This window comes from Escherichia sp. SCLE84, from assembly GCF_012584495.1.
In the GTDB taxonomy this organism is placed as follows: Bacteria; Pseudomonadota; Gammaproteobacteria; order Enterobacterales; family Enterobacteriaceae; genus ECMA0423.
This window is the reverse complement of record NZ_CP051430.1, coordinates 1,813,959-1,835,446: the sequence shown is the minus strand read 5'-3', so window position 1 is coordinate 1,835,446 and position 21,488 is coordinate 1,813,959. Positions and strand designations below refer to the sequence as shown.

32 protein-coding genes are annotated in these 21,488 nt (G+C 52.8%); 29 read left to right on the top strand and 3 right to left on the bottom strand.

Features of this window, described 5'->3' with window-relative positions; all coding sequences use genetic code 11:
* Positions 1-35: 35 nt before the first annotated feature.
* The 9 genes from HGD79_RS09110 (at position 36) to quuD (ending at position 3,238) form a co-directional block, all read left to right on the top strand.
* Positions 36-359: a P22AR C-terminal domain-containing protein gene (locus HGD79_RS09110; RefSeq protein ID WP_032351880.1), complete on the top strand. Its 324-nt coding sequence runs from the start codon at positions 36-38 to the stop codon at positions 357-359.
* A 461-nt stretch (positions 360-820) separates the two neighbouring features.
* Entirely contained in the window at positions 821-1,177 is a 357-nt protein-coding gene (locus HGD79_RS09105; protein WP_000379698.1) for a hypothetical protein, read from the top strand.
* Between the two features lie 89 nt (positions 1,178-1,266).
* On the top strand, positions 1,267-1,368 hold the full coding sequence (locus HGD79_RS09100) for a hypothetical protein (protein WP_072130332.1): 102 nt from the start codon (positions 1,267-1,269) through the stop codon (positions 1,366-1,368).
* Positions 1,365-1,820 carry a DNA base-flipping protein YbcN gene (ybcN, locus tag HGD79_RS09095; RefSeq protein ID WP_001053032.1) on the top strand — a complete coding sequence of 152 codons (456 nt, stop codon included), beginning with the start codon at positions 1,365-1,367 and terminating at the stop codon, positions 1,818-1,820. Before HGD79_RS09100 ends, ybcN begins: the two co-directional genes overlap by 4 nt.
* Entirely contained in the window at positions 1,820-1,990 is a 171-nt protein-coding gene (locus HGD79_RS09090) for a NinE family protein (protein WP_000224919.1), read from the top strand. The genes ybcN and HGD79_RS09090 overlap by 1 nt, the downstream gene beginning before the upstream one ends.
* The gene (locus HGD79_RS09085; protein WP_000774488.1) at positions 1,983-2,273 is read left to right on the top strand and encodes a DUF1364 domain-containing protein; all 291 of its coding nucleotides are present in this window, start codon (positions 1,983-1,985) and stop codon (positions 2,271-2,273) included. Before HGD79_RS09090 ends, HGD79_RS09085 begins: the two co-directional genes overlap by 8 nt.
* On the top strand, positions 2,270-2,632 hold the full coding sequence (rusA, locus tag HGD79_RS09080) for a crossover junction endodeoxyribonuclease RusA (protein ID WP_001099712.1): 363 nt from the start codon (positions 2,270-2,272) through the stop codon (positions 2,630-2,632). The genes HGD79_RS09085 and rusA overlap by 4 nt, the downstream gene beginning before the upstream one ends.
* The gene (locus HGD79_RS09075; protein WP_000971055.1) at positions 2,629-2,769 is read left to right on the top strand and encodes a YlcG family protein; all 141 of its coding nucleotides are present in this window, start codon (positions 2,629-2,631) and stop codon (positions 2,767-2,769) included. Before rusA ends, HGD79_RS09075 begins: the two co-directional genes overlap by 4 nt.
* A gap of 85 nt (positions 2,770-2,854) precedes the next feature.
* On the top strand, positions 2,855-3,238 hold the full coding sequence (gene quuD, locus HGD79_RS09070) for an antitermination protein QuuD (RefSeq protein ID WP_001204780.1): 384 nt from the start codon (positions 2,855-2,857) through the stop codon (positions 3,236-3,238).
* Between the two features lie 189 nt (positions 3,239-3,427).
* Here the strand turns inward: quuD and HGD79_RS09065 are convergent, their stop codons facing one another.
* Positions 3,428-4,525 (bottom strand): porin, encoded by a 1,098-nt coding sequence (locus HGD79_RS09065; protein ID WP_139496555.1) that lies wholly within the window; start codon positions 4,523-4,525, stop codon positions 3,428-3,430.
* 588 nt (positions 4,526-5,113) lie between these two features.
* Between HGD79_RS09065 and essD the strand changes: the two genes are divergently transcribed.
* From essD to rzoD, 3 genes are all read left to right on the top strand, one after another.
* Positions 5,114-5,329: a phage lysis protein EssD gene (essD, locus tag HGD79_RS09060; protein WP_000839596.1), complete on the top strand. Its 216-nt coding sequence runs from the start codon at positions 5,114-5,116 to the stop codon at positions 5,327-5,329.
* Complete coding sequence (gene rrrD, locus HGD79_RS09055; RefSeq protein WP_001135277.1) at positions 5,329-5,826, top strand: lysozyme RrrD; 498 nt, start codon at positions 5,329-5,331, stop codon at positions 5,824-5,826. Before essD ends, rrrD begins: the two co-directional genes overlap by 1 nt.
* Before the next feature lie 216 nt (positions 5,827-6,042).
* Complete coding sequence (gene rzoD, locus HGD79_RS09050) at positions 6,043-6,225, top strand: prophage lysis lipoprotein RzoD (protein ID WP_001228695.1); 183 nt, start codon at positions 6,043-6,045, stop codon at positions 6,223-6,225.
* A 90-nt stretch (positions 6,226-6,315) separates the two neighbouring features.
* Here the strand turns inward: rzoD and iss are convergent, their stop codons facing one another.
* Complete coding sequence (gene iss / locus HGD79_RS09045; protein WP_000738421.1) at positions 6,316-6,609, bottom strand: increased serum survival lipoprotein Iss; 294 nt, start codon at positions 6,607-6,609, stop codon at positions 6,316-6,318.
* A 359-nt stretch (positions 6,610-6,968) separates the two neighbouring features.
* Positions 6,969-7,163: a YlcI/YnfO family protein gene (locus tag HGD79_RS09040; protein WP_001307652.1), complete on the bottom strand. Its 195-nt coding sequence runs from the start codon at positions 7,161-7,163 to the stop codon at positions 6,969-6,971.
* A 388-nt stretch (positions 7,164-7,551) separates the two neighbouring features.
* Between HGD79_RS09040 and HGD79_RS09035 the strand changes: the two genes are divergently transcribed.
* From HGD79_RS09035 to HGD79_RS08955, 17 genes are read left to right on the top strand one after another with little or no spacing between them, the layout of a single operon-like run.
* Entirely contained in the window at positions 7,552-8,097 is a 546-nt protein-coding gene (locus HGD79_RS09035) for a DNA-packaging protein (RefSeq protein ID WP_000453587.1), read from the top strand.
* Entirely contained in the window at positions 8,072-9,997 is a 1,926-nt protein-coding gene (locus tag HGD79_RS09030; protein ID WP_139496554.1) for a phage terminase large subunit family protein, read from the top strand. Before HGD79_RS09035 ends, HGD79_RS09030 begins: the two co-directional genes overlap by 26 nt.
* Positions 9,994-10,200: a gpW family protein gene (locus HGD79_RS09025; RefSeq protein WP_000198149.1), complete on the top strand. Its 207-nt coding sequence runs from the start codon at positions 9,994-9,996 to the stop codon at positions 10,198-10,200. Before HGD79_RS09030 ends, HGD79_RS09025 begins: the two co-directional genes overlap by 4 nt.
* The gene (locus HGD79_RS09020) at positions 10,197-11,798 is read left to right on the top strand and encodes a phage portal protein (RefSeq protein ID WP_168848371.1); all 1,602 of its coding nucleotides are present in this window, start codon (positions 10,197-10,199) and stop codon (positions 11,796-11,798) included. The genes HGD79_RS09025 and HGD79_RS09020 overlap by 4 nt, the downstream gene beginning before the upstream one ends.
* The gene (locus tag HGD79_RS09015) at positions 11,779-13,098 is read left to right on the top strand and encodes a S49 family peptidase (RefSeq protein WP_168848370.1); all 1,320 of its coding nucleotides are present in this window, start codon (positions 11,779-11,781) and stop codon (positions 13,096-13,098) included. The genes HGD79_RS09020 and HGD79_RS09015 overlap by 20 nt, the downstream gene beginning before the upstream one ends.
* A 9-nt stretch (positions 13,099-13,107) precedes the next feature.
* Positions 13,108-13,440 carry a head decoration protein gene (locus tag HGD79_RS09010; protein ID WP_001299443.1) on the top strand — a complete coding sequence of 111 codons (333 nt, stop codon included), beginning with the start codon at positions 13,108-13,110 and terminating at the stop codon, positions 13,438-13,440.
* A gap of 55 nt (positions 13,441-13,495) precedes the next feature.
* Positions 13,496-14,521 (top strand): major capsid protein, encoded by a 1,026-nt coding sequence (locus tag HGD79_RS09005; RefSeq protein WP_000063288.1) that lies wholly within the window; start codon positions 13,496-13,498, stop codon positions 14,519-14,521.
* Positions 14,522-14,560: 39 nt separating this feature from the next.
* On the top strand, positions 14,561-14,959 hold the full coding sequence (locus HGD79_RS09000; RefSeq protein ID WP_000158854.1) for a DNA-packaging protein FI: 399 nt from the start codon (positions 14,561-14,563) through the stop codon (positions 14,957-14,959).
* Between the two features lie 11 nt (positions 14,960-14,970).
* Positions 14,971-15,324, top strand: coding sequence for a head-tail joining protein (locus tag HGD79_RS08995; protein ID WP_000752996.1), 354 nt, complete (start codon positions 14,971-14,973; stop codon positions 15,322-15,324).
* Between the two features lie 11 nt (positions 15,325-15,335).
* On the top strand, positions 15,336-15,914 hold the full coding sequence (locus tag HGD79_RS08990; protein WP_000975111.1) for a phage tail protein: 579 nt from the start codon (positions 15,336-15,338) through the stop codon (positions 15,912-15,914).
* Positions 15,911-16,306 carry a phage minor tail U family protein gene (locus HGD79_RS08985; RefSeq protein ID WP_000683128.1) on the top strand — a complete coding sequence of 132 codons (396 nt, stop codon included), beginning with the start codon at positions 15,911-15,913 and terminating at the stop codon, positions 16,304-16,306. Before HGD79_RS08990 ends, HGD79_RS08985 begins: the two co-directional genes overlap by 4 nt.
* Before the next feature lie 7 nt (positions 16,307-16,313).
* Positions 16,314-17,054: a phage tail protein gene (locus HGD79_RS08980; protein WP_001360166.1), complete on the top strand. Its 741-nt coding sequence runs from the start codon at positions 16,314-16,316 to the stop codon at positions 17,052-17,054.
* Between the two features lie 15 nt (positions 17,055-17,069).
* Complete coding sequence (locus tag HGD79_RS08975) at positions 17,070-17,492, top strand: phage minor tail protein G (protein ID WP_000479206.1); 423 nt, start codon at positions 17,070-17,072, stop codon at positions 17,490-17,492.
* Entirely contained in the window at positions 17,474-17,908 is a 435-nt protein-coding gene (locus HGD79_RS08970; RefSeq protein ID WP_000459458.1) for a phage tail assembly protein T, read from the top strand. Before HGD79_RS08975 ends, HGD79_RS08970 begins: the two co-directional genes overlap by 19 nt.
* Complete coding sequence (locus tag HGD79_RS08965; protein ID WP_000840260.1) at positions 17,901-20,462, top strand: phage tail tape measure protein; 2,562 nt, start codon at positions 17,901-17,903, stop codon at positions 20,460-20,462. The genes HGD79_RS08970 and HGD79_RS08965 overlap by 8 nt, the downstream gene beginning before the upstream one ends.
* Positions 20,459-20,788, top strand: coding sequence for a phage tail protein (locus HGD79_RS08960; RefSeq protein ID WP_000847362.1), 330 nt, complete (start codon positions 20,459-20,461; stop codon positions 20,786-20,788). The genes HGD79_RS08965 and HGD79_RS08960 overlap by 4 nt, the downstream gene beginning before the upstream one ends.
* Positions 20,788-21,486, top strand: a complete 699-nt coding sequence (locus HGD79_RS08955; RefSeq protein ID WP_001152652.1) for a phage minor tail protein L — start codon at positions 20,788-20,790, stop codon at positions 21,484-21,486. The genes HGD79_RS08960 and HGD79_RS08955 overlap by 1 nt, the downstream gene beginning before the upstream one ends.
* The last annotated feature ends 2 nt before the right edge of the window (positions 21,487-21,488 follow it).

Genomic DNA, 21,488 nt, shown 5'->3' with positions numbered 1-21,488 from the left:
CGTCCTGAGCTATGGTTTTACTATAGGGACTGCCAATGGATGCTGGCGTTCTCGTTCTAGCAGTTCAACAATCCCCAATCACAAAACAATTCACTGATAACGAACTTTGCACACTCGCCTGGTTATGGCGAGCAGGGAATGTGATGTTAATTACCTACCAGAACGTTACTCCTCTTCTTCAGGTTGCGGAGCATCGTGAAGCTGGTCGCTTCACTTCTATCGAGCAAGAATATCCCCAGATACTCAATAAGGCACAGGCAATCCTTGCCAGAGAAACGGCACATGTAAAATTCCGGCCGTGGCAGGATGATAAGTGGAGTCGAGTTTTGCCGCATTTACGTTCGGATCGATTACAGTAGATTCCAATTAACAATGAGAAACACATAGCCACCCCGTGGTATTGAAACCATATAATGTTGGATTTGAAAACAGATCTTTTTCCATGTATTAATAACTACATCCCCGCGAGTGATTCAAAAAGGAGGGCCCAATTTTGTCCGAGTTTTTGTATTCCCCCGCATGCCGCTGCGGAGCACTACATCTGAGTGTCTGACTAGGGGATAAAATTAGACTGGATAGTGAGAAGAAAGTGGCGTGCTAGGCTGTGCCGAGTGCTACCAGTACACCCTGGGGGTGTGCAGCTTTCGCCGAGACTGTAGTGGGTATCGGTTAATGCACGAAAAACCGAGAGGTCAGACAACCAATTTGCCGTAGGATTGTTTCCGGTGCGATACCGGTGTACTAACTGAAAGCAATGCGAAAAAGCATAAACTCGGTCCTTCAGTCGCCCTACACACTATTTACTAAGAAGGGCTAAAGCATGGATACAATTATCACATGGATGGGAGATCGTCTGTTGGGGTGGATAACAAACAAATCCGATCTGCGGCAGAGGGCAATCACTGGATTAACTCCTGCGATTTGTTCAACAATTTTATATACTGAAAAATTAAAACGTGGTGAGCCTAATAACCCAAACGAAGAAGAAAAACTTTATAGGCTTTGGTATGAAGCGTCTTCCCAAGTCGTAGACTTTGATCGAGAGCTGGCTAAAAGATGTTTAGATAAATCAGAATATTGGCTTCATTCTGAATTATATAGCCCTGAGAAAGTTGGAGAGCTAAACATTTCTTTGGTTGGTATGAAGGCAACGCTTGAAGGAATAAAGCACAATTAAAACCTTTGATTTGCGATAATCAACTCGCCATAATCATGTCATCGGAGCCTGAACAACTCCGGTGACTTCTGCGCTAAACGGGGACGTTTATGCGCACACACAATCCAAACTCTCTTCTCCCTCCACAGATGCAGAAATGCACCTGCGATATATTGTATCCAGCGTTTGACCTCTGCGGAGGTGAAGCGTGAATCTCCCACAAGATGGCATCAAATTACATCGCGGTAACTTCACCGCTATCGGTCGGCAGATCCAGCCTTATCTGGAGGAGGGCAAATGCTTTCGCATGGTGCTTAAACCGTGGCGTGAGAAACGCAGTCTTTCCCAGAATGCACTCAGCCACATGTGGTACAGCGAAATCAGTGAATACCTCATCAACAGGGGTAAAACGTTCGCCACTCCAGCTTGGGTAAAAGATGCTCTCAAACACACATATCTCGGTTATGAAACCAAAGACCTGGTTGATGTCGTAACCGGTGATATCACCACTATCCAGTCGTTACGCCATACCTCCGATCTTGATATCGGAGAGATGTATGTCTTCCTGTGTAAGGTTGAAGCCTGGGCGGTGAATATTGGCTGCCACCTGACTATTCCGCAGAGCTGCGAGTTCCAGCTGCTCCGTGACAAGCAGGAGGCGTAATGGCTACACCGCTTATTCGTGTCATGAACGGACACATCTACAGAGTATCAAATCGTCGTAAGCGTAAGCCTGAGCCGAAGCCATCCGAAATACCAACACTGCTCGGATATACCGCTAGCCTGGTTGATAAAAAATGGTTGCGACTGGCAGCAAGGAGGAATCATGGCTGATTTGAGAAAAGCAGCGCGTGGTCGGGAATGCCAGGTAAGAATCCCTGGCGTATGTAATGGCAATTCTGAAACGTCTGTACTGGCACATATCCGGCTGGCTGGATTGTGCGGTACCGGTATCAAACCGCCAGACCTGATTGCCACCATTGCATGTTCTGCCTGCCACGACGAAATCGACCGCCGCACACATTTTGTCGATGCTGCATATGCAAAAGAATGCGCGCTGGAAGGTATGGCGAGAACACAGGTTATCTGGCTGAAAGAGGGGGTTATTAAGGCGTGAATACCTACAGTATCACATTACCCTGGCCTCCGAGCAATAATCGCTATTACCGCCATAATCGCGGGCGCACGCACGTCAGCGCAGAGGGGCAGGCATACCGCGATAACGTCGCCCGAATCATTAAAAACGCAATGCTGGATATCGGCCTGGCTATGCCTGTGAAAATCCGCATTGAGTGCCACATGCCGGATCGCCGTCGCCGTGACCTGGATAATCTGCAAAAAGCCGCTTTTGACGCACTCACTAAAGCAGGTTTCTGGCTGGATGATGCTCAGGTCGTTGATTACCGCGTTGTGAAGATGCCTGTTACCAAAGGTGGGAGGCTGGAACTGACCATCACCGAAATGGGGAATGAATGATGTTTGAGTTTAATATGGCAGAACTTCTTCGCCACCGCTGGGGGCGTCTGCGCTTATATCGTTTCCCCGGTTCTGTTTTGACCGATTACCGAATACTGAAGAATTACGCCAAAACCCTGACAGGAGCAGGAGTATGAAGTCAGAGATAACAATCAACTAATACTGTTTTGTTGATTTTTGCTTGTAATTGGCGTTCTGGTCTGATTTTTGTGGAGTAAGTTGATGCGTGATATTCAGATGGTTCTTGAGCGTTGGGGAGCGTGGGCGGCTAATAATCATGAAGATGTGACCTGGTCGTCCATTGCCGCCGGTTTTAAGGGATTAATTCCTTCAAAAGTAAAATCTCGCCCGCAATGTTGTGACGATGACGCGATGATCATTTGCGGGTGCATGGCCCGTCTGAAAAAGAACAACAGCGATTTGCACGATTTATTAGTAGATTATTATGTAGTCGGTATGACATTCATGTCACTGGCAGGTAAGCATTGCTGCTCTGATGGTTATATCGGGAAAAGGTTACAGAAGGCTGAGGGCATAATTGAAGGGATGTTAATGGCATTAGATATCCGGTTAGAGATGGATATCGTTGTTAATAACTCTAATTAATATGCCAATTGTTTACTAAAAATTATTAAAAATGGGGCGTTGCAACGCCCCCAAAAATAAAGGGTAATATATAACAGAAGGTTTATATAGTTAGAAGCAAGGTTGTGCTCCTAAAGGAAGTGGCTTGAGGGAGCCACTTATATGTTGGGGAGGCAAAGCCTCCCGCAACATATCTTTTTCGTAATCAGATTAGAACTGGTAAACCAGACCTACAGCAACGATGTCATCAGTGCTTACACCGAGTGCTTTAGTGAAGTCATTTTTGTCAAGCAGGTTGATTTTGTAATCAACGAAAGTAGACATATTTTTGTTGAAGTAATAGGTTGCACCTACATCAACATATTTGACTAAGTCCTGATCGCCCCATACTCCAAGATCCTTACCTTTAGATTGCAGGTAAGCAACGGACGGACGCAGACCGAAATCGAACTGATATTGTGCAACAGCTTCGAAGTTTTGAGCTTTATTAGCAACGAAGTGATCAGCAAATACAGTCATATTCTGGGTTTCAGAATAGGTAGTGGCCAGGTAAATGTTGTTAGCGTCATATTTCAGACCTGCGGCCCAAACTTCTGCATTTTTACCGGAAGCAAATACTTCAGGAAGAACTTTCCCTGCATTAACTTGAGTGTCGGTACGATCAGATTTCGCATAAGTTGCACCGATACCGAACCCTTCGTATTCATAGGTAGCAGAGAAACCGAAGCCATCACCGTTACCTTCGGTGTAGTTATCGAAATCGCTACGATCGTTTTTGCCTTGGTACTGAGCAGCAAAGTTCAGACCATCAACCAGACCAAAGAAGTCGTTGTTACGATAGGTTGCAACACCAGTGGTGCGACCAGTCATGAACACATCTGTTTGGGTCCAGGTATCGCCACCGAATTCTGGCAGAACGTCAGTCCACGCACCGATGTCGTATGCTACACCGTAGTTACGGCCGTAATCGATTGAGCCGTAGTCACCGAATTTCAGGCCTGCAAATGCAAGACGGGTTTTGTCTTTGGAGGAACCTTGAGATTCAGCGCGGTTGCCTTTGAATTCATATTCCCACTGACCGAAACCAGTCAGCTGATCGTTGATTTGGGTTTCGCCTTTGAAGCCCAGACGAACATAAGTAGTATCACCATCATCTGCATCGTTAGAGGAAAAGTAGTGCTTGGCATTAACTTTTCCGTACAGATCCAGCTTGTTACTGTCTTTATTATAAATTTCAGCTGCCTGAGCAGACATCGCCATCAGTACTGATGCAGTTACAGCAGAAATTGCCACTGTTAATTTTTTCATCGTGAGCCCTTTTTTTTGAACTATTATTAAAAAATGATGTCACTGCGCGATAAATATTCATCTAATCAATGTGATTATTTCAAGATGTAAGTTTTAGTTTCTCATTTAATTTGTGAAGTAGATCTCTATTTTTATCTGAACTTTTTCTATCGAAACCTATTTATGGCTCTTATTTGAACAAAAATAAACCTATTAGCTAATTTATATTAATGGCTGTTATTTATGGGGGGGGTATAATTCGGTGGTTTAATTTAAATTAACTAAAAATAACGCCGGAAATTATTTATTGGTTATTTGTTGAGGTTTTCTTATGTATTTGTGGTGGTGTTTTGAACACTCGGTAGCATTCTCATAAATATCATTCAGTGGTTTACGTACGTAAAAAATTGGTTATGCTGTTAAGAGTGGTTACTTCGTCACACAGCTTAAACCCGCCGTCGAGCTGGTTTTTCCATTTTTTGAGTCTCGATATTAGCTGATAACTCAATACCTGAGTTATTCACTGACTCCGAGTCTGTTACGTTTCTGCTTTTTTGCGATACGTTGTATTCCCTCAATTTACACCCGCTTTGTCTGCGAGGTGGGGTTATGAAATCCATGGATAAGTTAACAACGGGTGTCGCCTATGGCACCTCAGCAGGTAGTGCCGGTTACTGGTTTTTACAGCTGCTCGATAAAGTCACGCCCTCACAGTGGGCAGCAATAGGTGTGCTGGGTAGCCTGGTATTTGGCCTGCTGACGTACCTGACAAACCTTTATTTCAAGATTAAAGAAGATAAGCGCAAGGCTGCGAGAGGTGAATAATGCCTCCATCATTACGAAAAGCCGTTGCTGCTGCTATTGGTGGCGGAGCAATTGCTATAGCATCAGTGTTAATCACTGGCCCAAGTGGTAACGATGGTCTGGAAGGTGTCAGCTACATACCATACAAAGATATTGTTGGTGTATGGACTGTATGTCACGGGCATACAGGAAAAGACATCATGCTCGGTAAAACGTATACCAAAGCAGAATGCAAAGCCCTCCTGAATAAAGACCTTGCCACGGTCGCCAGACAAATTAACCCGTACATCAAAGTCGATATACCGGAAACAATGCGCGGCGCTCTTTACTCATTCGTTTACAACGTGGGTGCTGGCAATTTCAGAACATCGACGCTTCTTCGCAAAATAAACCAGGGCGATATCAAAGGCGCATGTGATCAGCTACGTCGCTGGACATATGCTGGCGGTAAGCAATGGAAAGGTCTCATGACTCGTCGTGAGATTGAGCGTGAAATCTGTTTGTGGGGTCAGCAATGAACAGAGTAACCGCGATTATCTCCGCTCTGGTTATCTGCATCATCGTCTGCCTGTCATGGGCTGTTAATCATTACCGTGATAACGCCATTACCTACAAAGCCCAGCGCGACAAAAATGCCAGAGAACTGAAGCTGGCGAACGCGGCAATTACTGACATGCAGATGCGTCAGCGTGATGTTGCTGCGCTCGATGCAAAATACACGAAGGAGTTAGCTGATGCGAAAGCTGAAAATGATGCTCTGCGTGATGATGTTGCCGCTGGTCGTCGTCGGTTGCACATCAAAGCAGTCTGTCAGTCAGTGCGTGAAGCCACCACCGCCTCCGGCGTGGATAATGCAGCCTCCCCCCGACTGGCAGACACCGCTGAACGGGATTATTTCACCCTCAGAGAGAGGCTGATCACTATGCAAAAACAACTGGAAGGAACCCAGAAGTATATTAATGAGCAGTGCAGATAGAGCTGCCCATATCGATGGGCAACTCATGCAATTATTGTGAGCAATACACACGCGCTTCCAGCGGAGTATAAATGCCTAAAGTAATAAAACCGAGAAATCCATTTACGAATGTTTGCTGGGTTTCTGTTTTAACAACATTTTCTGCGCCGCCACAAATTTTGGCTGCATCAACAGTTTTCTCCTGTCCAATTCCCGAAACGAAGAAATGATGGGTGATGGTTTCCTTTGGTGTTACTGCTGTCGGTTTGTTTCCAACAGTAAACGTCTGTTGAGCACATCCTGTAATAAGCATTGCCAGAGCGGCAGAAAACAACATTTTTTTCATCTTATTATCCTGCATTGTTAAAAACGGCAGAATCCTATGTGACAACAATTAAACGATAGTTAAATGGATTGATGAAAATTAAAACTATATAGGTGGATGCTCAGCCTATTGGAGGAGGGGGGCACTCAGAATCCTGTGGAATGAAATAAACCGCTCTATCTGTCCATTACCCTTTTAGCTGCGCTGTATCGTCGCCGTATTCCCGCATTAACCATGACCGTAGCCCGACGGGGAATTCCTTCTGCGTGAGTGTGCGGGAATAATCAAAAACGATGCACACCGGGTTTTACTGTGCTGACAGACGCAGGGTTACCCTCATAGTCGCTTTTCCGGTGCGATGGTGGAAGAAACCGGGATGTTCATCCATCATCACTTTGGATTGATGTATATGCTCTCTTTTCTGACGTTAGTCTCCGACGGCAGGCTTCAATGACCCAGGCTGAGAAATTCCCAGACCCTTTTTGCTCAAGAGCGATGTTAATTTGTTCAATCATTTGGTTAGGAAAGCGGATGTTGCGGGTTGTTGTTCTGCGGGTTCTGTTCTTCGTTGACATGAGGTTGCCCCGTATTCAGTGTCGCTGATTTGTATTGTCTGAAGTTGTTTTTACGTTAAGTTGATGCAGATCAATTAATACGATACCTGCGTCATAATTGATTATTTGACGTGGTTTGATGGCGTAGATGCACGTTGTGACATGTAGATGATAATTATTATCATTTTGCGGGTCCTTTCCGGCGATCCGACAGGTTACGGGGCGGCGACCTCGCGGGTTTTCGCTATTTATGAAAATTTTCCGGTTTAAGGCGTTTCCGTTCTTCTTCGTCATAACTTAATGTTTTTATTTAAAATACCCTCTAAAAAGAAAGGAAACGACAGGTGCTGAAAGCGAGCTTTTTGGCCTCTGTCGTTTCCTTTCTCTGTTTTTGTCCGTGGAATGAACAATGGAAGTCAACAAAAAGCAGCTGGCTGACATTTTCGGTGCGAGTATCCGTACCATTCAGAACTGGCAGGAACAGGGAATGCCCGTTCTGCGAGGCGGTGGCAAGGGTAATGAGGTGCTTTATGACTCTGCCGCCGTCATAAAATGGTATGCCGAAAGGGATGCTGAAATTGAGAACGAAAAGCTACGCCGGGAAGTTGAAGAACTGCGGCAGGCTAGCGAGACAGATCTCCAGCCAGGGACTATTGAGTACGAACGCCATCGACTTACGCGTGCGCAGGCCGACGCACAGGAGCTGAAAAATGCCAGAGACTCCGCTGAAGTGGTGGAAACCGCATTCTGTACTTTCGTGCTGTCGCGGATCGCAGGTGAAATTGCCAGTATTCTCGACGGGATCCCCCTGTCGGTGCAGCGGCGTTTTCCGGAACTGGAAAACCGACATGTTGATTTCCTGAAACGGGATATCATCAAAGCCATGAACAAAGCAGCCGCGCTGGATGAACTGATACCGGGGTTGCTGAGTGAATATATCGAACAGTCAGGTTAACAGGCTGCGGCATTTTGTCCGCGCCGGGCTTCGCTCACTGTTCAGGCCGGAGCCACAGACCGCCGTTGAATGGGCGGATGCCAATTACTATCTCCCAAAAGAATCCGCATACCAGGAAGGGCGCTGGGAAACACTGCCCTTTCAGCGGGCCATCATGAATGCGATGGGCAGCGACTACATCCGTGAGGTGAATGTGGTGAAGTCTGCCCGTGTCGGTTATTCCAAAATGCTGCTGGGTGTTTATGCCTACTTTATAGAGCATAAGCAGCGCAACACCCTTATCTGGTTGCCGACGGATGGTGATGCCGAGAACTTTATGAAAACCCACGTTGAGCCGACCATCCGCGATATTCCGTCGCTGCTGGCGCTGGCTCCGTGGTATGGCAAAAAGCACCGGGATAACACGCTCACTATGAAGCGTTTTTCCAATGGTCGTGGCTTCTGGTGCCTGGGCGGTAAAGCGGCAAAAAACTACCGTGAAAAGTCGGTGGATGTGGCGGGTTATGATGAACTTGCTGCCTTTGATGAGGATATTGAACAGGAAGGCTCTCCGACGTTCCTTGGCGACAAACGTATTGAAGGCTCGGTCTGGCCAAAGTCCATCCGTGGCTCCACGCCCAAAGTGAGAGGCACCTGCCAGATTGAGCGTGCAGCCAGTGAATCCCCGCATTTTATGCGTTTTCATGTTGCCTGCCCGCACTGCGGGGAGGAGCAGTATCTTAAATTTGGCGACAAAGAGACGCCGTTTGGCCTCAAATGGACGCCGGATGACCCCTCCAGCGTGTTTTATCTCTGCGAGCATAATGCCTGCGTCATCCGCCAGCAGGAGCTGGACTTTACTGATGCCCGTTATATCTGCGAAAAGACCGGGATCTGGACCCGTGATGGCATTCTCTGGTTTTCGTCATCCGGTGAAGAGATTGAGCCGCCGGACAGTGTGACCTTTCACATCTGGACGGCGTACAGCCCGTTCACCACCTGGGTGCAGATTGTCAAAGACTGGATGAAGACGAAAGGGGATACGGGAAAACGTAAAACCTTCGTGAACACCACGCTCGGTGAGACATGGGAAGCGAAAATTGGCGAACGTCCGGATGCTGAGGTGATGGCGGAGCGGAAAGAGCATTATTCAGCGCCCGTTCCTGACCGTGTGGCTTACCTGACCGCCGGTATCGACTCCCAGCTGGACCGCTACGAAATGCGCGTATGGGGATGGGGGCCGGGTGAGGAAAGCTGGCTGATTGACCGGCAGATTATTATGGGCCGCCACGACGATGAACGGACGCTGCTGCGTGTGGATGAGGCCATCAATAAAACCTATACCCGCCGGAATGGTGCAGAAATGTCGGTATCCCGTATCTGCTGGGATACTGGCGGGATTGACCCGACCATTGTGTATGAACGCTCGAAAAAGCATGGGCTGTTCCGGGTGATCCCCATTAAAGGGGCATCCGTCTACGGAAAGCCAGTGGCCAGCATGCCACGTAAGCGAAACAAAAACGGGGTTTACCTTACCGAAATCGGTACGGATACCGCGAAAGAGCAGATTTATAACCGCTTCACACTGACGCCGGAAGGGGATGAACCGCTTCCCGGTGCCGTTCACTTCCCGAATAACCCGGATATTTTTGATCTGACCGAAGCGCAGCAGCTGACTGCTGAAGAGCAGGTCGAAAAATGGGTGGATGGCAGGAAAAAAATACTGTGGGACAGCAAAAAGCGACGCAATGAGGCGCTCGACTGCTTCGTTTATGCGCTGGCGGCGCTGCGCATCAGTATTTCCCGCTGGCAGCTGGATCTCAGTGCACTGCTGGCGAGCCTGCAGGAAGAGGATGGTGCAGCAACCAACAAGAAAACACTGGCAGATTACGCCCGTGCCTTATCCGGAGAGGATGAATGACGCGACAGGAAGAACTTGCCGCTGCCCGTGCGGCACTGCATGACCTGATGACAGGAAAACGGGTGGCAACGGTACAGAAAGACGGACGGCGAGTGGAGTTTACGGCCACTTCCGTGTCTGACCTGAAAAAATACATTGCGGAGCTGGAAGTGCAGACCGGCATGACACAGCGACGCAGGGGACCTGCAGGATTTTATGTATGAAAACGTCCACCATTCCCACCCTTCTGGGGCCGGACGGCATGACATCGCTGCGTGAATATGCCGGTTATCACGGCGGTGGCAGCGGATTTGGTGGGCAGTTGCGGGCGTGGAACCCACCGAGTGAAAGTGTGGATGCAGCCCTGCTGCCCAACTTTACCCGTGGCAATGCCCGCGCAGACGATCTGGTACGCAATAACGGCTATGCCGCCAACGCCATCCAGTTGCATCAGGATCATATCGTCGGGTCTTTTTTCCGGCTCAGTCATCGCCCAAGCTGGCGCTATCTGGGCATCGGGGAGGAAGAAGCCCGTGCCTTTTCCCGCGAGGTTGAAGCGGCATGGAAAGAGTTTGCCGAGGATAACTGCTGCTGCATTGACGTTGAGCGAAAACGCACGTTTACCATGATGATTCGGGAAGGTGTGGCCATGCACGCCTTTAACGGTGAACTGTTCGTTCAGGCCACCTGGGATACCAGTCCGTCGCGGCTTTTCCGGACACAGTTCCGGATGGTCAGCCCGAAGCGCATCAGCAACCCGAACAATACCGGCGACAGCCGGAACTGCCGTGCCGGTGTGCAGATTAATGACAGCGGTGCGGCGCTGGGATATTACGTCAGCGAGGACGGGTATCCTGGCTGGATGCCGCAGAAATGGACATGGATACCCCGTGAATTACCCGGCGGGCGCGCCTCGTTCATTCACGTTTTTGAACCCGTGGAGGACGGGCAGACCCGCGGTGCAAATGTGTTTTACAGCGTAATGGAGCAGATGAAGATGCTCGACACGCTGCAGAACACGCAGCTGCAGAGCGCCATTGTGAAGGCGATGTATGCCGCCACCATTGAAAGTGAGCTGGATACGCAGTCAGCGATGGATTTTATTCTGGGCGCGAACAGTCAGGAGCAGCGGGAAAGGCTGACGGGCTGGATTGGTGAAATTGCCGCGTATTACGCCGCAGCACCGGTCCGGCTGGGAGGCGCAAAAGTGCCTCACCTGATGCCGGGTGACTCACTGAACCTGCAGACGGCTCAGGACACGGATAATGGCTACTCCGTTTTTGAGCAGTCACTGCTGCGGTATATCGCTGCCGGGCTGGGTGTCTCGTATGAGCAGCTTTCCCGGAATTACGCCCAGATGAGCTACTCCACGGCACGGGCCAGTGCGAACGAGTCGTGGGCGTACTTTATGGGGCGGCGAAAATTCGTCGCATCCCGTCAGGCGAGCCAGATGTTTCTGTGCTGGCTGGAAGAGGCCATCGTTCGCCGCGTGGTGACGTTACCTTCAAAAGCGCGCTTCAGTTTTCAGGAAGCCCGCAGTGCCTGGGGGAACTGTGACTGGATAGGCTCCGGTCGTATGGCCATCGATGGTCTGAAAGAAGTACAGGAAGCGGTGATGCTGATAGAAGCCGGACTGAGCACCTACGAGAAAGAGTGCGCAAAACGCGGCGACGACTATCAGGAAATTTTTGCCCAGCAGGTCCGTGAAACGATGGAGCGCCGCGCGGCTGGTCTTAAACCGCCCGCCTGGGCGGCTGCGGCATTTGAATCCGGGCTGCGACAATCAACAGAGGAGGAGAAGAGTGACAGCAGAGCTGCGTAATCTCCCGCATATTGCCAGCATGGCTTTTAATGAGCCGCTGATGCTTGAACCCGCCTATGCGCGGGTTTTCTTTTGTGCGCTTGCAGGCCAGCTTGGGATCAGCCGCCTGACGGATGCAGTATCCGGCGACAGCCTGACTGCCGGAGAGGCACCCGCGGCGCTGGCGTTATCCGGTGATGATGACGGACCACGACAGGCCCGCAGTTATCAGGTCATGAACGGCATCGCCGTGCTGCCGGTGTCCGGTACGCTGGTCAGCCGGACGCGGGCGCTGCAGCCGTATTCGGGAATGACCGGTTACAACGGCATTATCGCCCGTCTGCAACAGGCTGCCAGTGACCCGATGGTGGACGGCATTCTGCTCGATATGGATACGCCAGGCGGAATGGTGGCGGGGGCATTTGACTGCGCTGACATCATCGCCCGTGTGCGTGACATAAAGCCGGTATGGGCGCTGGTCAATGACATGAACTGCAGCGCAGGTCAGCTGCTTGCCAGTGCCGCCTCCCGGCGTCTGGTCACGCAGACCGCCCGGACAGGCTCCATCGGCGTCATGATGGCTCACAGTAATTACGGCGCTGCGCTGGAGAAACAGGGCGTGGAAATCACGCTGATTTACAGCGGCAGCCATAAGGTGGATGGCAACCCCTACAGCCATCTACCGGATGATGTCCGGGAAACACTGCAGTCCCGGATGGATGCAACCCGCCGGATGTTTGCACAGAAGGTGTCGGCATATACCGGCCTGTCTGTGCAGGCTGTGCTGGATACCGAGGCTGCAGTGTACAGCGGTCAGGAGGCCATTGATGCCGGACTGGCTGATGAACTTGTTAACAGTACCGATGCGATCACCGTCATGCGTGATGCACTGGATGCACGTAAATCCCGTCTCTCAGGAGGGCGAATGACCAAAGAGACTCAATCAACAACTGTTTCAGCCACTGCTTCGCAGGCTGACGTTACTGGCGTGGTGCAAGCGACGGAGGGCGAGAACGCCAGCGCGGCGCAGCCGGACGTAAACGCGCAGATCACCGCAGCGGTTGCGGCAGAAAACAGTCGCATTATGGGGATCCTCAACTGTGAGGAGGCTCACGGACGTGAAGAACAGGCACGCGTGCTGGCCGAAACCCCCGGTATGACCGTGGAAACGGCCCGCCGCATTCTGGCAGCTGCACCACAGAGTGCACAGGCGCGCAGTGACACTGCGCTGGATCGTCTGATGCAGGGGGCACCGGCACCGCTGGCTGCAGGTAACCCGGCATCTGATGCCGTTAACGATTTGCTGAACACACCAGTGTAAGGGATGTTTATGACGAGCAAAGAAACCTTTACCCATTACCAGCCGCTGGGCAACAGTGACCCGGCACATACGGCAACCGCGCCCGGCGGATTGAGTGCGAAAGCGCCTGCAATGACCCCGCTGATGCTGGATACCTCCACCCGTAAGCTGGTTGCGTGGGATGGCACCACCGACGGTGCTGCCGTTGGCATTCTTGCGGTTGCTGCTGACCAGACCAGCACCACGCTGACGTTCTACAAGTCCGGCACGTTCCGTTATGAGGATGTGCTCTGGCCGGAGGCTGCCAGCGACGAGACGAAAAAACGGACCGCGTTTGCCGGAACGGCAATCAGCATCGTTTAACTTTACCCTTCATCACTAAAGGCCGCCTGTGCGGCTTTTTTTACGGGATTTTTTTATGTCGATGTACACAACCGCCCAGCTGCTGGCGGCAAATGAGCAGAAATTTAAGTTTGATCCGCTGTTTCTGCGTCTCTTTTTCCGTGAGAGCTATCCCTTCACCACGGAGAAAGTCTATCTCTCACAAATTCCGGGACTGGTAAACATGGCGCTGTACGTTTCGCCGATTGTTTCCGGTGAGGTTATCCGCTCCCGTGGCGGCTCCACCTCTGAGTTTACGCCGGGATATGTCAAGCCGAAGCATGAGGTGAATCCGCAGATGACCCTGCGTCGCCTGCCGGATGAAGATCCACAGAATCTGGCGGACCCGGCTTACCGCCGCCGTCGCATCATCATGCAGAACATGCGAGACGAAGAGCTGGCCATTGCTCAGGTCGAAGAGATGCAGGCCGTTTCTGCCGTGCTCAAGGGCAAATACACCATGACCGGTGAAGCCTTCGAGCCGGTTGAGGTGGATATGGGCCGCAGTGCGGCGAATAACATCACACAGTCCGGCGGCACGGAGTGGAGCAAGCGTGACAAGTCCACGTATGACCCGACCGACGATATCGAAGCCTACGCGCTGAACGCCAGCGGTGTGGTGAATATCATCGTGTTTGATCCGAAAGGCTGGGCGCTGTTCCGTTCCTTCAAAGCCGTCAAGGAGAAGCTGGATACCCGTCGCGGCTCTAATTCCGAGCTGGAGACAGCGGTAAAAGACCTGGGCGAAGCGGTGTCCTATAAGGGGATGTATGGCGATACGGCGATCGTCGTGTATTCCGGACAGTACGTGGAAAAAGACGTCAAAAAGAACTTCCTGCCGGACAACACGATGGTGCTGGGGAACACTCAGGCACGCGGTCTGCGCACCTATGGCTGCATTCAGGATGCGGACGCACAGCGCGAAGGCATTAACGCCTCTGCCCGCTACCCGAAAAACTGGGTGACCACCGGCGATCCGGCGCGTGAGTTCACCATGATTCAGTCTGCACCGCTGATGCTGCTGGCTGACCCTGATGCGTTCGTGTCCGTACAACTGGCGTAATCATGGCCCTTCGGGGCCATTTTCTCTGTGGAGGAGTCCATGACGAAAGATGAACTGATTGCCCGTCTTAAGGTGCTGGGTGAGCAACTGAACCGTGATGTCAGCCTGACGGGGACGAAGGAAGAACTGGCGCTCCGTGTGGCAGAGCTGGAAGAGGAGCTTGATGACTCGGATGACACTTCCGGCCAGGACACGCCTGTCAGCCCGGAAAATGCGCTGACCGGGCATGAAAATGAGGTGGTATCAGAGCCGCCGGATACCGTAATTCAGGATACGGCTGATCTGGTCACGGTCGTGGCACTGGTGACGCTGCATACCGATGCACTTCACGCCACACGGGATGAGCCTGTGGATTTTGTGCTGCCGGGAACGGAGTTCCGTGTCTCTGCCGGTGTGGCAGTTGAAATGACAGAGCGCGGCCTGGCCAGAATGCAATAACGGGAGGCGCTGTGGCTGATTTCGATAACCTGTTCGATGCTGCCATTGCCCGCGCCGATGAAACGATACGCGGGTACATGGGAACGTCAGCCACCATGACATCCGGTGAGCAGTCCGGCGCAGTAATACGTGGTGTTTTTGATGACCCTGAAAATATCAGCTATGCCGGACAGGGCGTGCGCGTTGAAGGCTCCAGCCCGTCCCTGTTTGTCCGGACTGATGATGTGCGGCAACTGCGGCGTGGAGACACGCTGACCATCGGTGAGGAAAACTTCTGGATAGACCGGGTTTCGCCGGATGATGGTGGAAGCTGTCATCTCTGGCTTGGGCGGGGCGTACCGCCTGCCGTTAACCGTCGCCGCTGAAAGGGGGATGTATGGCCATAAAAGGTCTTGAGCAGGCCGTTGAAAACCTCAGCCGTATCAGCAGAACGGCGGTGCCTGGTGCCGCCGCAATGGCCATTAACCGCGTTGCTTCATCCGCGATATCGCTGTCGGCGTCACAGGTTGCCCGTGAGACAAAGGTACGCCGGAAACTGGTAAAGGAAAGGGCCAGGCTGAAAAGGGCCACGGTCAAAAACCCGCAGGCCAGAATCAAGGTTAACCGGGGGGATTTGCCCGTAATAAAGCTGGGTAACGCGCGGATTGTCCTGTCCCGACGCAGGCGTCGTAAAAAGGGGCAGCGTTCAGCCCTGAAAGGTGGCGGCAGCGTGCTTGTGGTGGGAAACCGTCGTATTCCCGGCGCGTTTATTCAGCAACTGAAAAATGGCCGGTGGCATGTCATGCAGCGTGTGGCCGGGAAAAACCGTTACCCCATTGATGTGGTGAAAATCCCGATGGCGGTGCCGCTGACCACGGCGTTTAAACAGAATATTGAGCGGATACGGCGTGAGCGTCTTCCGAAAGAGCTGGGCTATGCGCTGCAGCATCAACTGAGAATGGTAATAAAGCGATGAAACATACTGAACTCCGAGCAGCCGTACTGGATGCACTGGAGAAGCATGACACCGGGGCGACGCTTTTTGATGGTCGCCCCGCTGTTTTTGATGAGGCGGATTTTCCGGCAATTGCCGTTTATCTCACCGGCGCTGAATACACGGGCGAAGAGCTGGACAGCGATACCTGGCAGGCGGAGCTGCATATTGAAGTTTTCCTGCCTGCTCAGGTGCCGGATTCAGAGCTGGATTCGTGGATGGAGTCCCGGATTTATCCGGTGATGAGCGATATCCCGGCACTGTCAGATTTGATCACCAGTATGGTGGCCAGTGGCTATGACTACCGGCGCGACGATGATGCGGGCCTGTGGAGTTCAGCCGATCTGACGTATGTCATTACCTATGAAATGTGAGGACGCTATGCCTGTACCAAATCCAACAATGCCGGTGAAAGGTGCCGGGACCACACTGTGGGTTTATAAGGGGAACGGTGACCCTTATGCGAACCCGCTTTCAGACGTTGACTGGTCGCGTCTGGCAAAAGTTAAAGACCTGACACCCGGCGAACTGACCGCTGAGTCCTATGACGACAGCTATCTCGATGATGAAGATGCGGACTGGACTGCGACCGGGCAGGGGCAGAAATCTGCCGGAGATACCAGCTTCACGCTGGCGTGGATGCCCGGAGAGCAGGGGCAGCAGGCGCTGCTGGCGTGGTTTAATGAAGGTGATACCCGTGCCTATAAAATCCGCTTCCCGAACGGCACGGTCGATGTGTTCCGTGGCTGGGTCAGCAGTATCGGTAAAGCGGTGACGGCGAAGGAAGTGATCACCCGCACGGTGAAGGTCACCAATGTGGGACGCCCGTCGATGGCTGAAGATCGCAGTACGGTGACGGCAGCAACCGGCATGACGGTAACGCCAGCCAGTGCTTCCGTAGTGAAAGGGCAGAGCACCACGCTGACCGTGGCATTCCAGCCGGAAGGTGTAACCGACAAGAGCTTCCGTGCGGTGTCTGCGGATAAAACAAAAGCCACCGTGTCGGTCAGTGGTATGACCATCACCGTGAACGGCGTTGCTGCAGGCAAGGTCAACATTCCGGTTGTATCCAGTAATGGTGAGTTTGCTGCGGTTGCAGAAATCACCGTCACCGCCAGTTAATCCGGAGAGTCAGCGATGTTTCTGAAAACCGAATCATTTGAATATAACGGCGTGACCGTCACGCTTTCTGAACTGTCAGCCCTGCAGCGTATTGAGCATCTCGCCTGGTTGAAAGAGCAGGAAAAAAAGGCTGAATCCAGTGGCAACCTGCAGGTGTCTGTAGAGGATCTTATCAGAGGCGGGGCGTTTCTGGTGGCGATGTCTCTGTGGCATAACCATCCGCAGAAGACAAAGCTGCCGTCCATGAATGAAGCCATTACGCAGATTGAGCAGGAAGTGCTTACCACCTGGCCCACGGAGGCAATTGCTCAGGCTGAAAACGTGGTGTTACGTCTGTCCGGAATGTCTGAGTTTGTGGTGAATAATGCCCCTGAACAGGCAGATGACGCCGGGCCTACAGAGCCTGTTTCTGCGGGAAAGTGTTCGACGGTGAGCTGAGTTTTGCCCTGAAACTGGCGCGTGAGATGGGGCGACCCGACTGGCGCGCCATGCTTGCCGGGATGTCATCCACGGAGTATGCCGACTGGCACCGCTTTTACAGTACCCATTATTTTCATGATGTTCTGCTGGATATGCACTTTTCCGGGCTGACATACACCGTGCTCAGCCTGTTTTTCAGCGATCCGGATATGCATCCGCTGGATTTCAGTCTGCTGAACCGGCGCGAGGCTGACGAAGAGCCTGAAGATGATGTGCTGATGCAGAAAGCGGCAGGGCTTGCCGGAGGTGTCCGCTTTGGCCCGGACGGGAATGAAGTTATCCCTACTTCCCCGGATGTGGCGGACATGACGGAGGATGACGTAATGCTGATGACAGTATCAGAAGGGATCGCAGGAGGAGTCCGGTATGGCTGAACCGGTAGGCGATCTGGTCGTTGATTTGAGTCTGGATGCGGCCAGATTTGACGAGCAGATGGCCAGAGTCAGGCGTCATTTTTCCGGTACGGAAAGTGATGCGAAAAAAACAGCGGCAGTCGTTGAACAGTCGCTGAGCCGACAGGCGCTAGCTGCACAGAAAGCGGGGATTTCCGTCGGGCAGTATAAAGCCGCCATGCGTATGCTGCCTGCACAGTTCACCGACGTGGCCACGCAGCTTGCAGGCGGGCAAAGTCCGTGGCTGATCCTGCTGCAACAGGGTGGTCAGGTTAAGGACTCCTTCGGCGGGATGATCCCCATGTTCAGGGGGCTTGCCGGTGCGATCACCCTGCCGATGGTGGGGGCCACCTCGCTGGCGGTGGCGACCGGTGCGCTGGCGTATGCCTGGTATCAGGGCAACTCAACCCTGTCCGATTTCAACAAAACGCTGGTCCTTTCCGGCAATCAGTCGGGGCTGACGGCAGATCGTATGCTGGTCCTGTCCAGAGCCGGGCAGGCGGCAGGGCTGACGTTTAACCAGACCAGCGAGTCACTCAGCGCACTGGTTAAGGCGGGGGTAAGCGGTGAGGCTCAGATTGCATCCATCAGCCAGAGTGTGGCGCGTTTCTCCTCTGCATCCGGCGTGGAGGTGGACAAGGTCGCTGAAGCCTTCGGGAAGCTGACCACAGACCCGACGTCAGGGCTGACAGCGATGGCACGCCAGTTCCATAACGTGACGGCGGAGCAGATTGCGTATGTTGCTCAGTTGCAGCGTTCCGGCGATGAAGCCGGGGCATTGCAGGCGGCGAACGAGGCCGCGACGAAAGGGTTTGATGACCAGACCCGCCGCCTGAAAGAGAACATGGGTACGCTGGAGACCTGGGCAGACAGGACAGCGCGGGCATTCAAATCCATGTGGGATGCGGTGCTGGATATTGGTCGTCCTGATACCGCGCAGGAGATGCTGATTAAGGCAGAGGCTGCGTTTAAGAAAGCGGACGACATCTGGAGTCTGCGCAAGGATGATTATTTTGTTAACGATGAAGCGCGGGCGCGTTACTGGGATGATCGTGAAAAGGCCCGTCTTGCGCTTGAAGCCGCCAGAAAGAAGGCTGAACAGCAGAGTCAACAGGACAAAAATGCGCAGCAGCAGAGCGATACTGAAGCGTCACGGCTGAAATATACCGAAGAGGCGCAGAAGGCTTACGAACGGCTGCAGACGCCGCTGGAGAAATATACCGCCCGTCAGGAAGAACTGAACAAGGCACTGAAGGACGGGAAAATTCTGCAGGCAGATTACAACACGCTGATGGCGGCGGCGAAAAAGGACTATGAAGCGACGCTGAAAAAGCCGAAACAGTCCGGCGTGAAGGTGTCTGCGGGCGATCGTCAGGAAGACAGTGCTCATGCTGCCCTGCTGACGCTTCAGGCTGAACTCCGGACGCTGGAGAAGCATGCCGGAGCAAATGAGAAAATCAGCCAGCAGCGCCGGGATTTGTGGAAGGCGGAGAGTCAGTTCGCGGTACTGGAGGAGGCGGCGCAACGTCGCCAGCTGTCTGCACAGGAGAAATCCCTGCTGGCGCATAAAGATGAGACGCTGGAGTACAAACGCCAGCTGGCTGCACTTGGCGACAAGGTTACGTATCAGGAGCGCCTGAACGCGCTGGCGCAGCAGGCGGATAAATTCGCACAGCAGCAACGGGCAAAACGGGCCGCCATTGATGCGAAAAGCCGGGGGCTGACTGACCGGCAGGCAGAACGGGAAGCCACGGAACAGCGCCTGAAGGAACAGTATGGCGATAATCCGCTGGCGCTGAATAACGTCATGTCAGAGCAGAAAAAGACCTGGGCGGCTGAAGACCAGCTTCGCGGGAGCTGGATGGCAGGCCTGAAGTCCGGCTGGAGTGAGTGGGAAGAGAGCGCCACGGACAGTATGTCGCAGGTAAAAAGTGCAGCCACGCAGACCTTTGATGGTATTGCACAGAATATGGCAGCGATGCTGACCGGCAGTGAGCAGAACTGGCGCAGCTTCACCCGTTCCGTGCTGTCCATGATGACAGAAATTCTGCTTAAGCAGGCAATGGTGGGGATTGTCGGGAGTATCGGCAGCGCCATTGGCGGGGCTGTTGGTGGCGGCGCATCCGCGTCAGGCGGTACAGCCATTCAGGCCGCTGCGGCGAAATTCCATTTTGCAACCGGAGGATTCACAGGAACCGGCGGCAAATATGAGCCAGCGGGGATTGTTCACCGTGGTGAATTTGTCTTCACGAAGGAGGCAACCAGCCGGATTGGCGTGGGGAATCTCTACCGGCTGATGCGCGGCTATGCCACCGGTGGTTATGTCGGTACACCGGGCAGTCTGGCTGACAGCCGGTCGCAGGCGTCCGGGACGTTTGAGCAGAATAACCATGTGGTGATTAACAACGACGGCACGAACGGTCAGATAGGGCCACAGGCACTGAAGGCTGTTTATGACGTAGCCCGTAAGGCGGCAATGGATGTTGTGACCGGGCAGATGCGCGATGGTGGTCTGTTCTCCGGAGGTGGACGATGAAAACCTTCCGCTGGAAAGTGAAACCCGGTATGGATGTGGCTTCGTCCCCTTCTGTAAGAAAGGTGCGCTTTGGTGATGGCTATTCCCAGCGAGCGCCTGCCGGGCTGAATGCCAACCTGAAAACGTACAGCGTGACGCTTTCTGTCCCCCGTGAGGAGGCCACGGTACTGGAGTCGTTTCTGGAAGAGCACGGGGGCTGGAAAGCCTTTCTGTGGACGCCGCCTTATGAGTGGCGGCAGATAAAGGTGACCTGCGCAAAATGGTCGTCGCGGGTCAGTATGCTGCGTGTTGAGTTCAGCGCAGAGTTTGAACAGGTGGTGAACTGATGCAGGATATCCGGCAGGAAACACTGAATGAATGCACCCGTGCGGAGCAGTCGGCCAGCGTGGTGCTATGGGAAATCGACCTGACAGAGGTCGGTGGAGAACGTTATTTTTTCTGTAATGAGCAGAACGAAAAAGGTGAGCCGGTCACCTGGCAGGGGCGACAGTATCAGCCATATCCCATTCAGGGGAGTGGTCTTGAACTGAATGGCAAAGGCACCAGTACGCGCCCCACGCTGACGGTTTCTAACCTGTACGGTATGGTCACCGGGATGGCGGAAGATCTGCAGAGTTTGGTCGGCGGAACGGTGGTCCGGCGTAAGGTTTACGCCCGTTTTCTGGATGCGGTGAACTTCGTCAACGGAAACAGCGACGCCGATCCGGAGCAGGAGGTGATCAGCCGCTGGCGCATCGAGCAGTGCAGCGAACTGAGCGCGGTGAGTGCCTCCTTTGTACTGTCCACGCCGACGGAAACGGATGGCGCTGTTTTTCCGGGACGTATCATGCTGGCCAACACCTGCACCTGGACCTATCGCGGCGATGAGTGCGGTTATCACGGTCCGGCGGTCGCGGATGAATATGACCAGCCGACGTCCGATATCACGAAGGATAAATGCAGCAAATGCCTGAGCGGTTGTAAGTTCCGCAATAACGTCGGCAACTTTGGCGGCTTCCTTTCCATTAACAAACTTTCGCAGTAAAT

Excerpts from the sequence above, each read along its gene's own strand:
- HGD79_RS09040 (WP_001307652.1), bottom strand. The coding sequence starts at position 7,163 with ATGTCAACGAAGAACAGAACCCGCAGAACAACAACCCGCAACATCCGC.
- HGD79_RS09110 (WP_032351880.1), top strand. The coding sequence starts at position 36 with ATGGATGCTGGCGTTCTCGTTCTAGCAGTTCAACAATCCCCAATCACA.
- HGD79_RS08990 (WP_000975111.1), top strand. The coding sequence starts at position 15,336 with ATGGCCATAAAAGGTCTTGAGCAGGCCGTTGAAAACCTCAGCCGTATC.
- quuD (WP_001204780.1), top strand. The coding sequence starts at position 2,855 with ATGCGTGATATTCAGATGGTTCTTGAGCGTTGGGGAGCGTGGGCGGCT.
- HGD79_RS08980 (WP_001360166.1), top strand. The coding sequence starts at position 16,314 with ATGCCTGTACCAAATCCAACAATGCCGGTGAAAGGTGCCGGGACCACA.
- HGD79_RS09005 (WP_000063288.1), top strand. The coding sequence starts at position 13,496 with ATGTCGATGTACACAACCGCCCAGCTGCTGGCGGCAAATGAGCAGAAA.
- HGD79_RS09085 (WP_000774488.1), top strand. The coding sequence starts at position 1,983 with ATGGCTGATTTGAGAAAAGCAGCGCGTGGTCGGGAATGCCAGGTAAGA.
- HGD79_RS09025 (WP_000198149.1), top strand. The coding sequence starts at position 9,994 with ATGACGCGACAGGAAGAACTTGCCGCTGCCCGTGCGGCACTGCATGAC.
- rzoD (WP_001228695.1), top strand. The coding sequence starts at position 6,043 with ATGCGAAAGCTGAAAATGATGCTCTGCGTGATGATGTTGCCGCTGGTC.
- HGD79_RS09075 (WP_000971055.1), top strand. The coding sequence starts at position 2,629 with ATGATGTTTGAGTTTAATATGGCAGAACTTCTTCGCCACCGCTGGGGG.
- rrrD (WP_001135277.1), top strand. The coding sequence starts at position 5,329 with ATGCCTCCATCATTACGAAAAGCCGTTGCTGCTGCTATTGGTGGCGGA.
- HGD79_RS09065 (WP_139496555.1), bottom strand. The coding sequence starts at position 4,525 with ATGAAAAAATTAACAGTGGCAATTTCTGCTGTAACTGCATCAGTACTG.
- HGD79_RS09105 (WP_000379698.1), top strand. The coding sequence starts at position 821 with ATGGATACAATTATCACATGGATGGGAGATCGTCTGTTGGGGTGGATA.
- HGD79_RS09020 (WP_168848371.1), top strand. The coding sequence starts at position 10,197 with ATGAAAACGTCCACCATTCCCACCCTTCTGGGGCCGGACGGCATGACA.
- HGD79_RS09000 (WP_000158854.1), top strand. The coding sequence starts at position 14,561 with ATGACGAAAGATGAACTGATTGCCCGTCTTAAGGTGCTGGGTGAGCAA.
- HGD79_RS08975 (WP_000479206.1), top strand. The coding sequence starts at position 17,070 with ATGTTTCTGAAAACCGAATCATTTGAATATAACGGCGTGACCGTCACG.
- HGD79_RS08955 (WP_001152652.1), top strand. The coding sequence starts at position 20,788 with ATGCAGGATATCCGGCAGGAAACACTGAATGAATGCACCCGTGCGGAG.
- essD (WP_000839596.1), top strand. The coding sequence starts at position 5,114 with ATGAAATCCATGGATAAGTTAACAACGGGTGTCGCCTATGGCACCTCA.
- HGD79_RS09035 (WP_000453587.1), top strand. The coding sequence starts at position 7,552 with ATGGAAGTCAACAAAAAGCAGCTGGCTGACATTTTCGGTGCGAGTATC.
- HGD79_RS09100 (WP_072130332.1), top strand. The coding sequence starts at position 1,267 with ATGCGCACACACAATCCAAACTCTCTTCTCCCTCCACAGATGCAGAAA.
- iss (WP_000738421.1), bottom strand. The coding sequence starts at position 6,609 with ATGAAAAAAATGTTGTTTTCTGCCGCTCTGGCAATGCTTATTACAGGA.
- HGD79_RS08960 (WP_000847362.1), top strand. The coding sequence starts at position 20,459 with ATGAAAACCTTCCGCTGGAAAGTGAAACCCGGTATGGATGTGGCTTCG.
- HGD79_RS09090 (WP_000224919.1), top strand. The coding sequence starts at position 1,820 with ATGGCTACACCGCTTATTCGTGTCATGAACGGACACATCTACAGAGTA.
- HGD79_RS09010 (WP_001299443.1), top strand. The coding sequence starts at position 13,108 with ATGACGAGCAAAGAAACCTTTACCCATTACCAGCCGCTGGGCAACAGT.
- HGD79_RS08965 (WP_000840260.1), top strand. The coding sequence starts at position 17,901 with ATGGCTGAACCGGTAGGCGATCTGGTCGTTGATTTGAGTCTGGATGCG.
- HGD79_RS08985 (WP_000683128.1), top strand. The coding sequence starts at position 15,911 with ATGAAACATACTGAACTCCGAGCAGCCGTACTGGATGCACTGGAGAAG.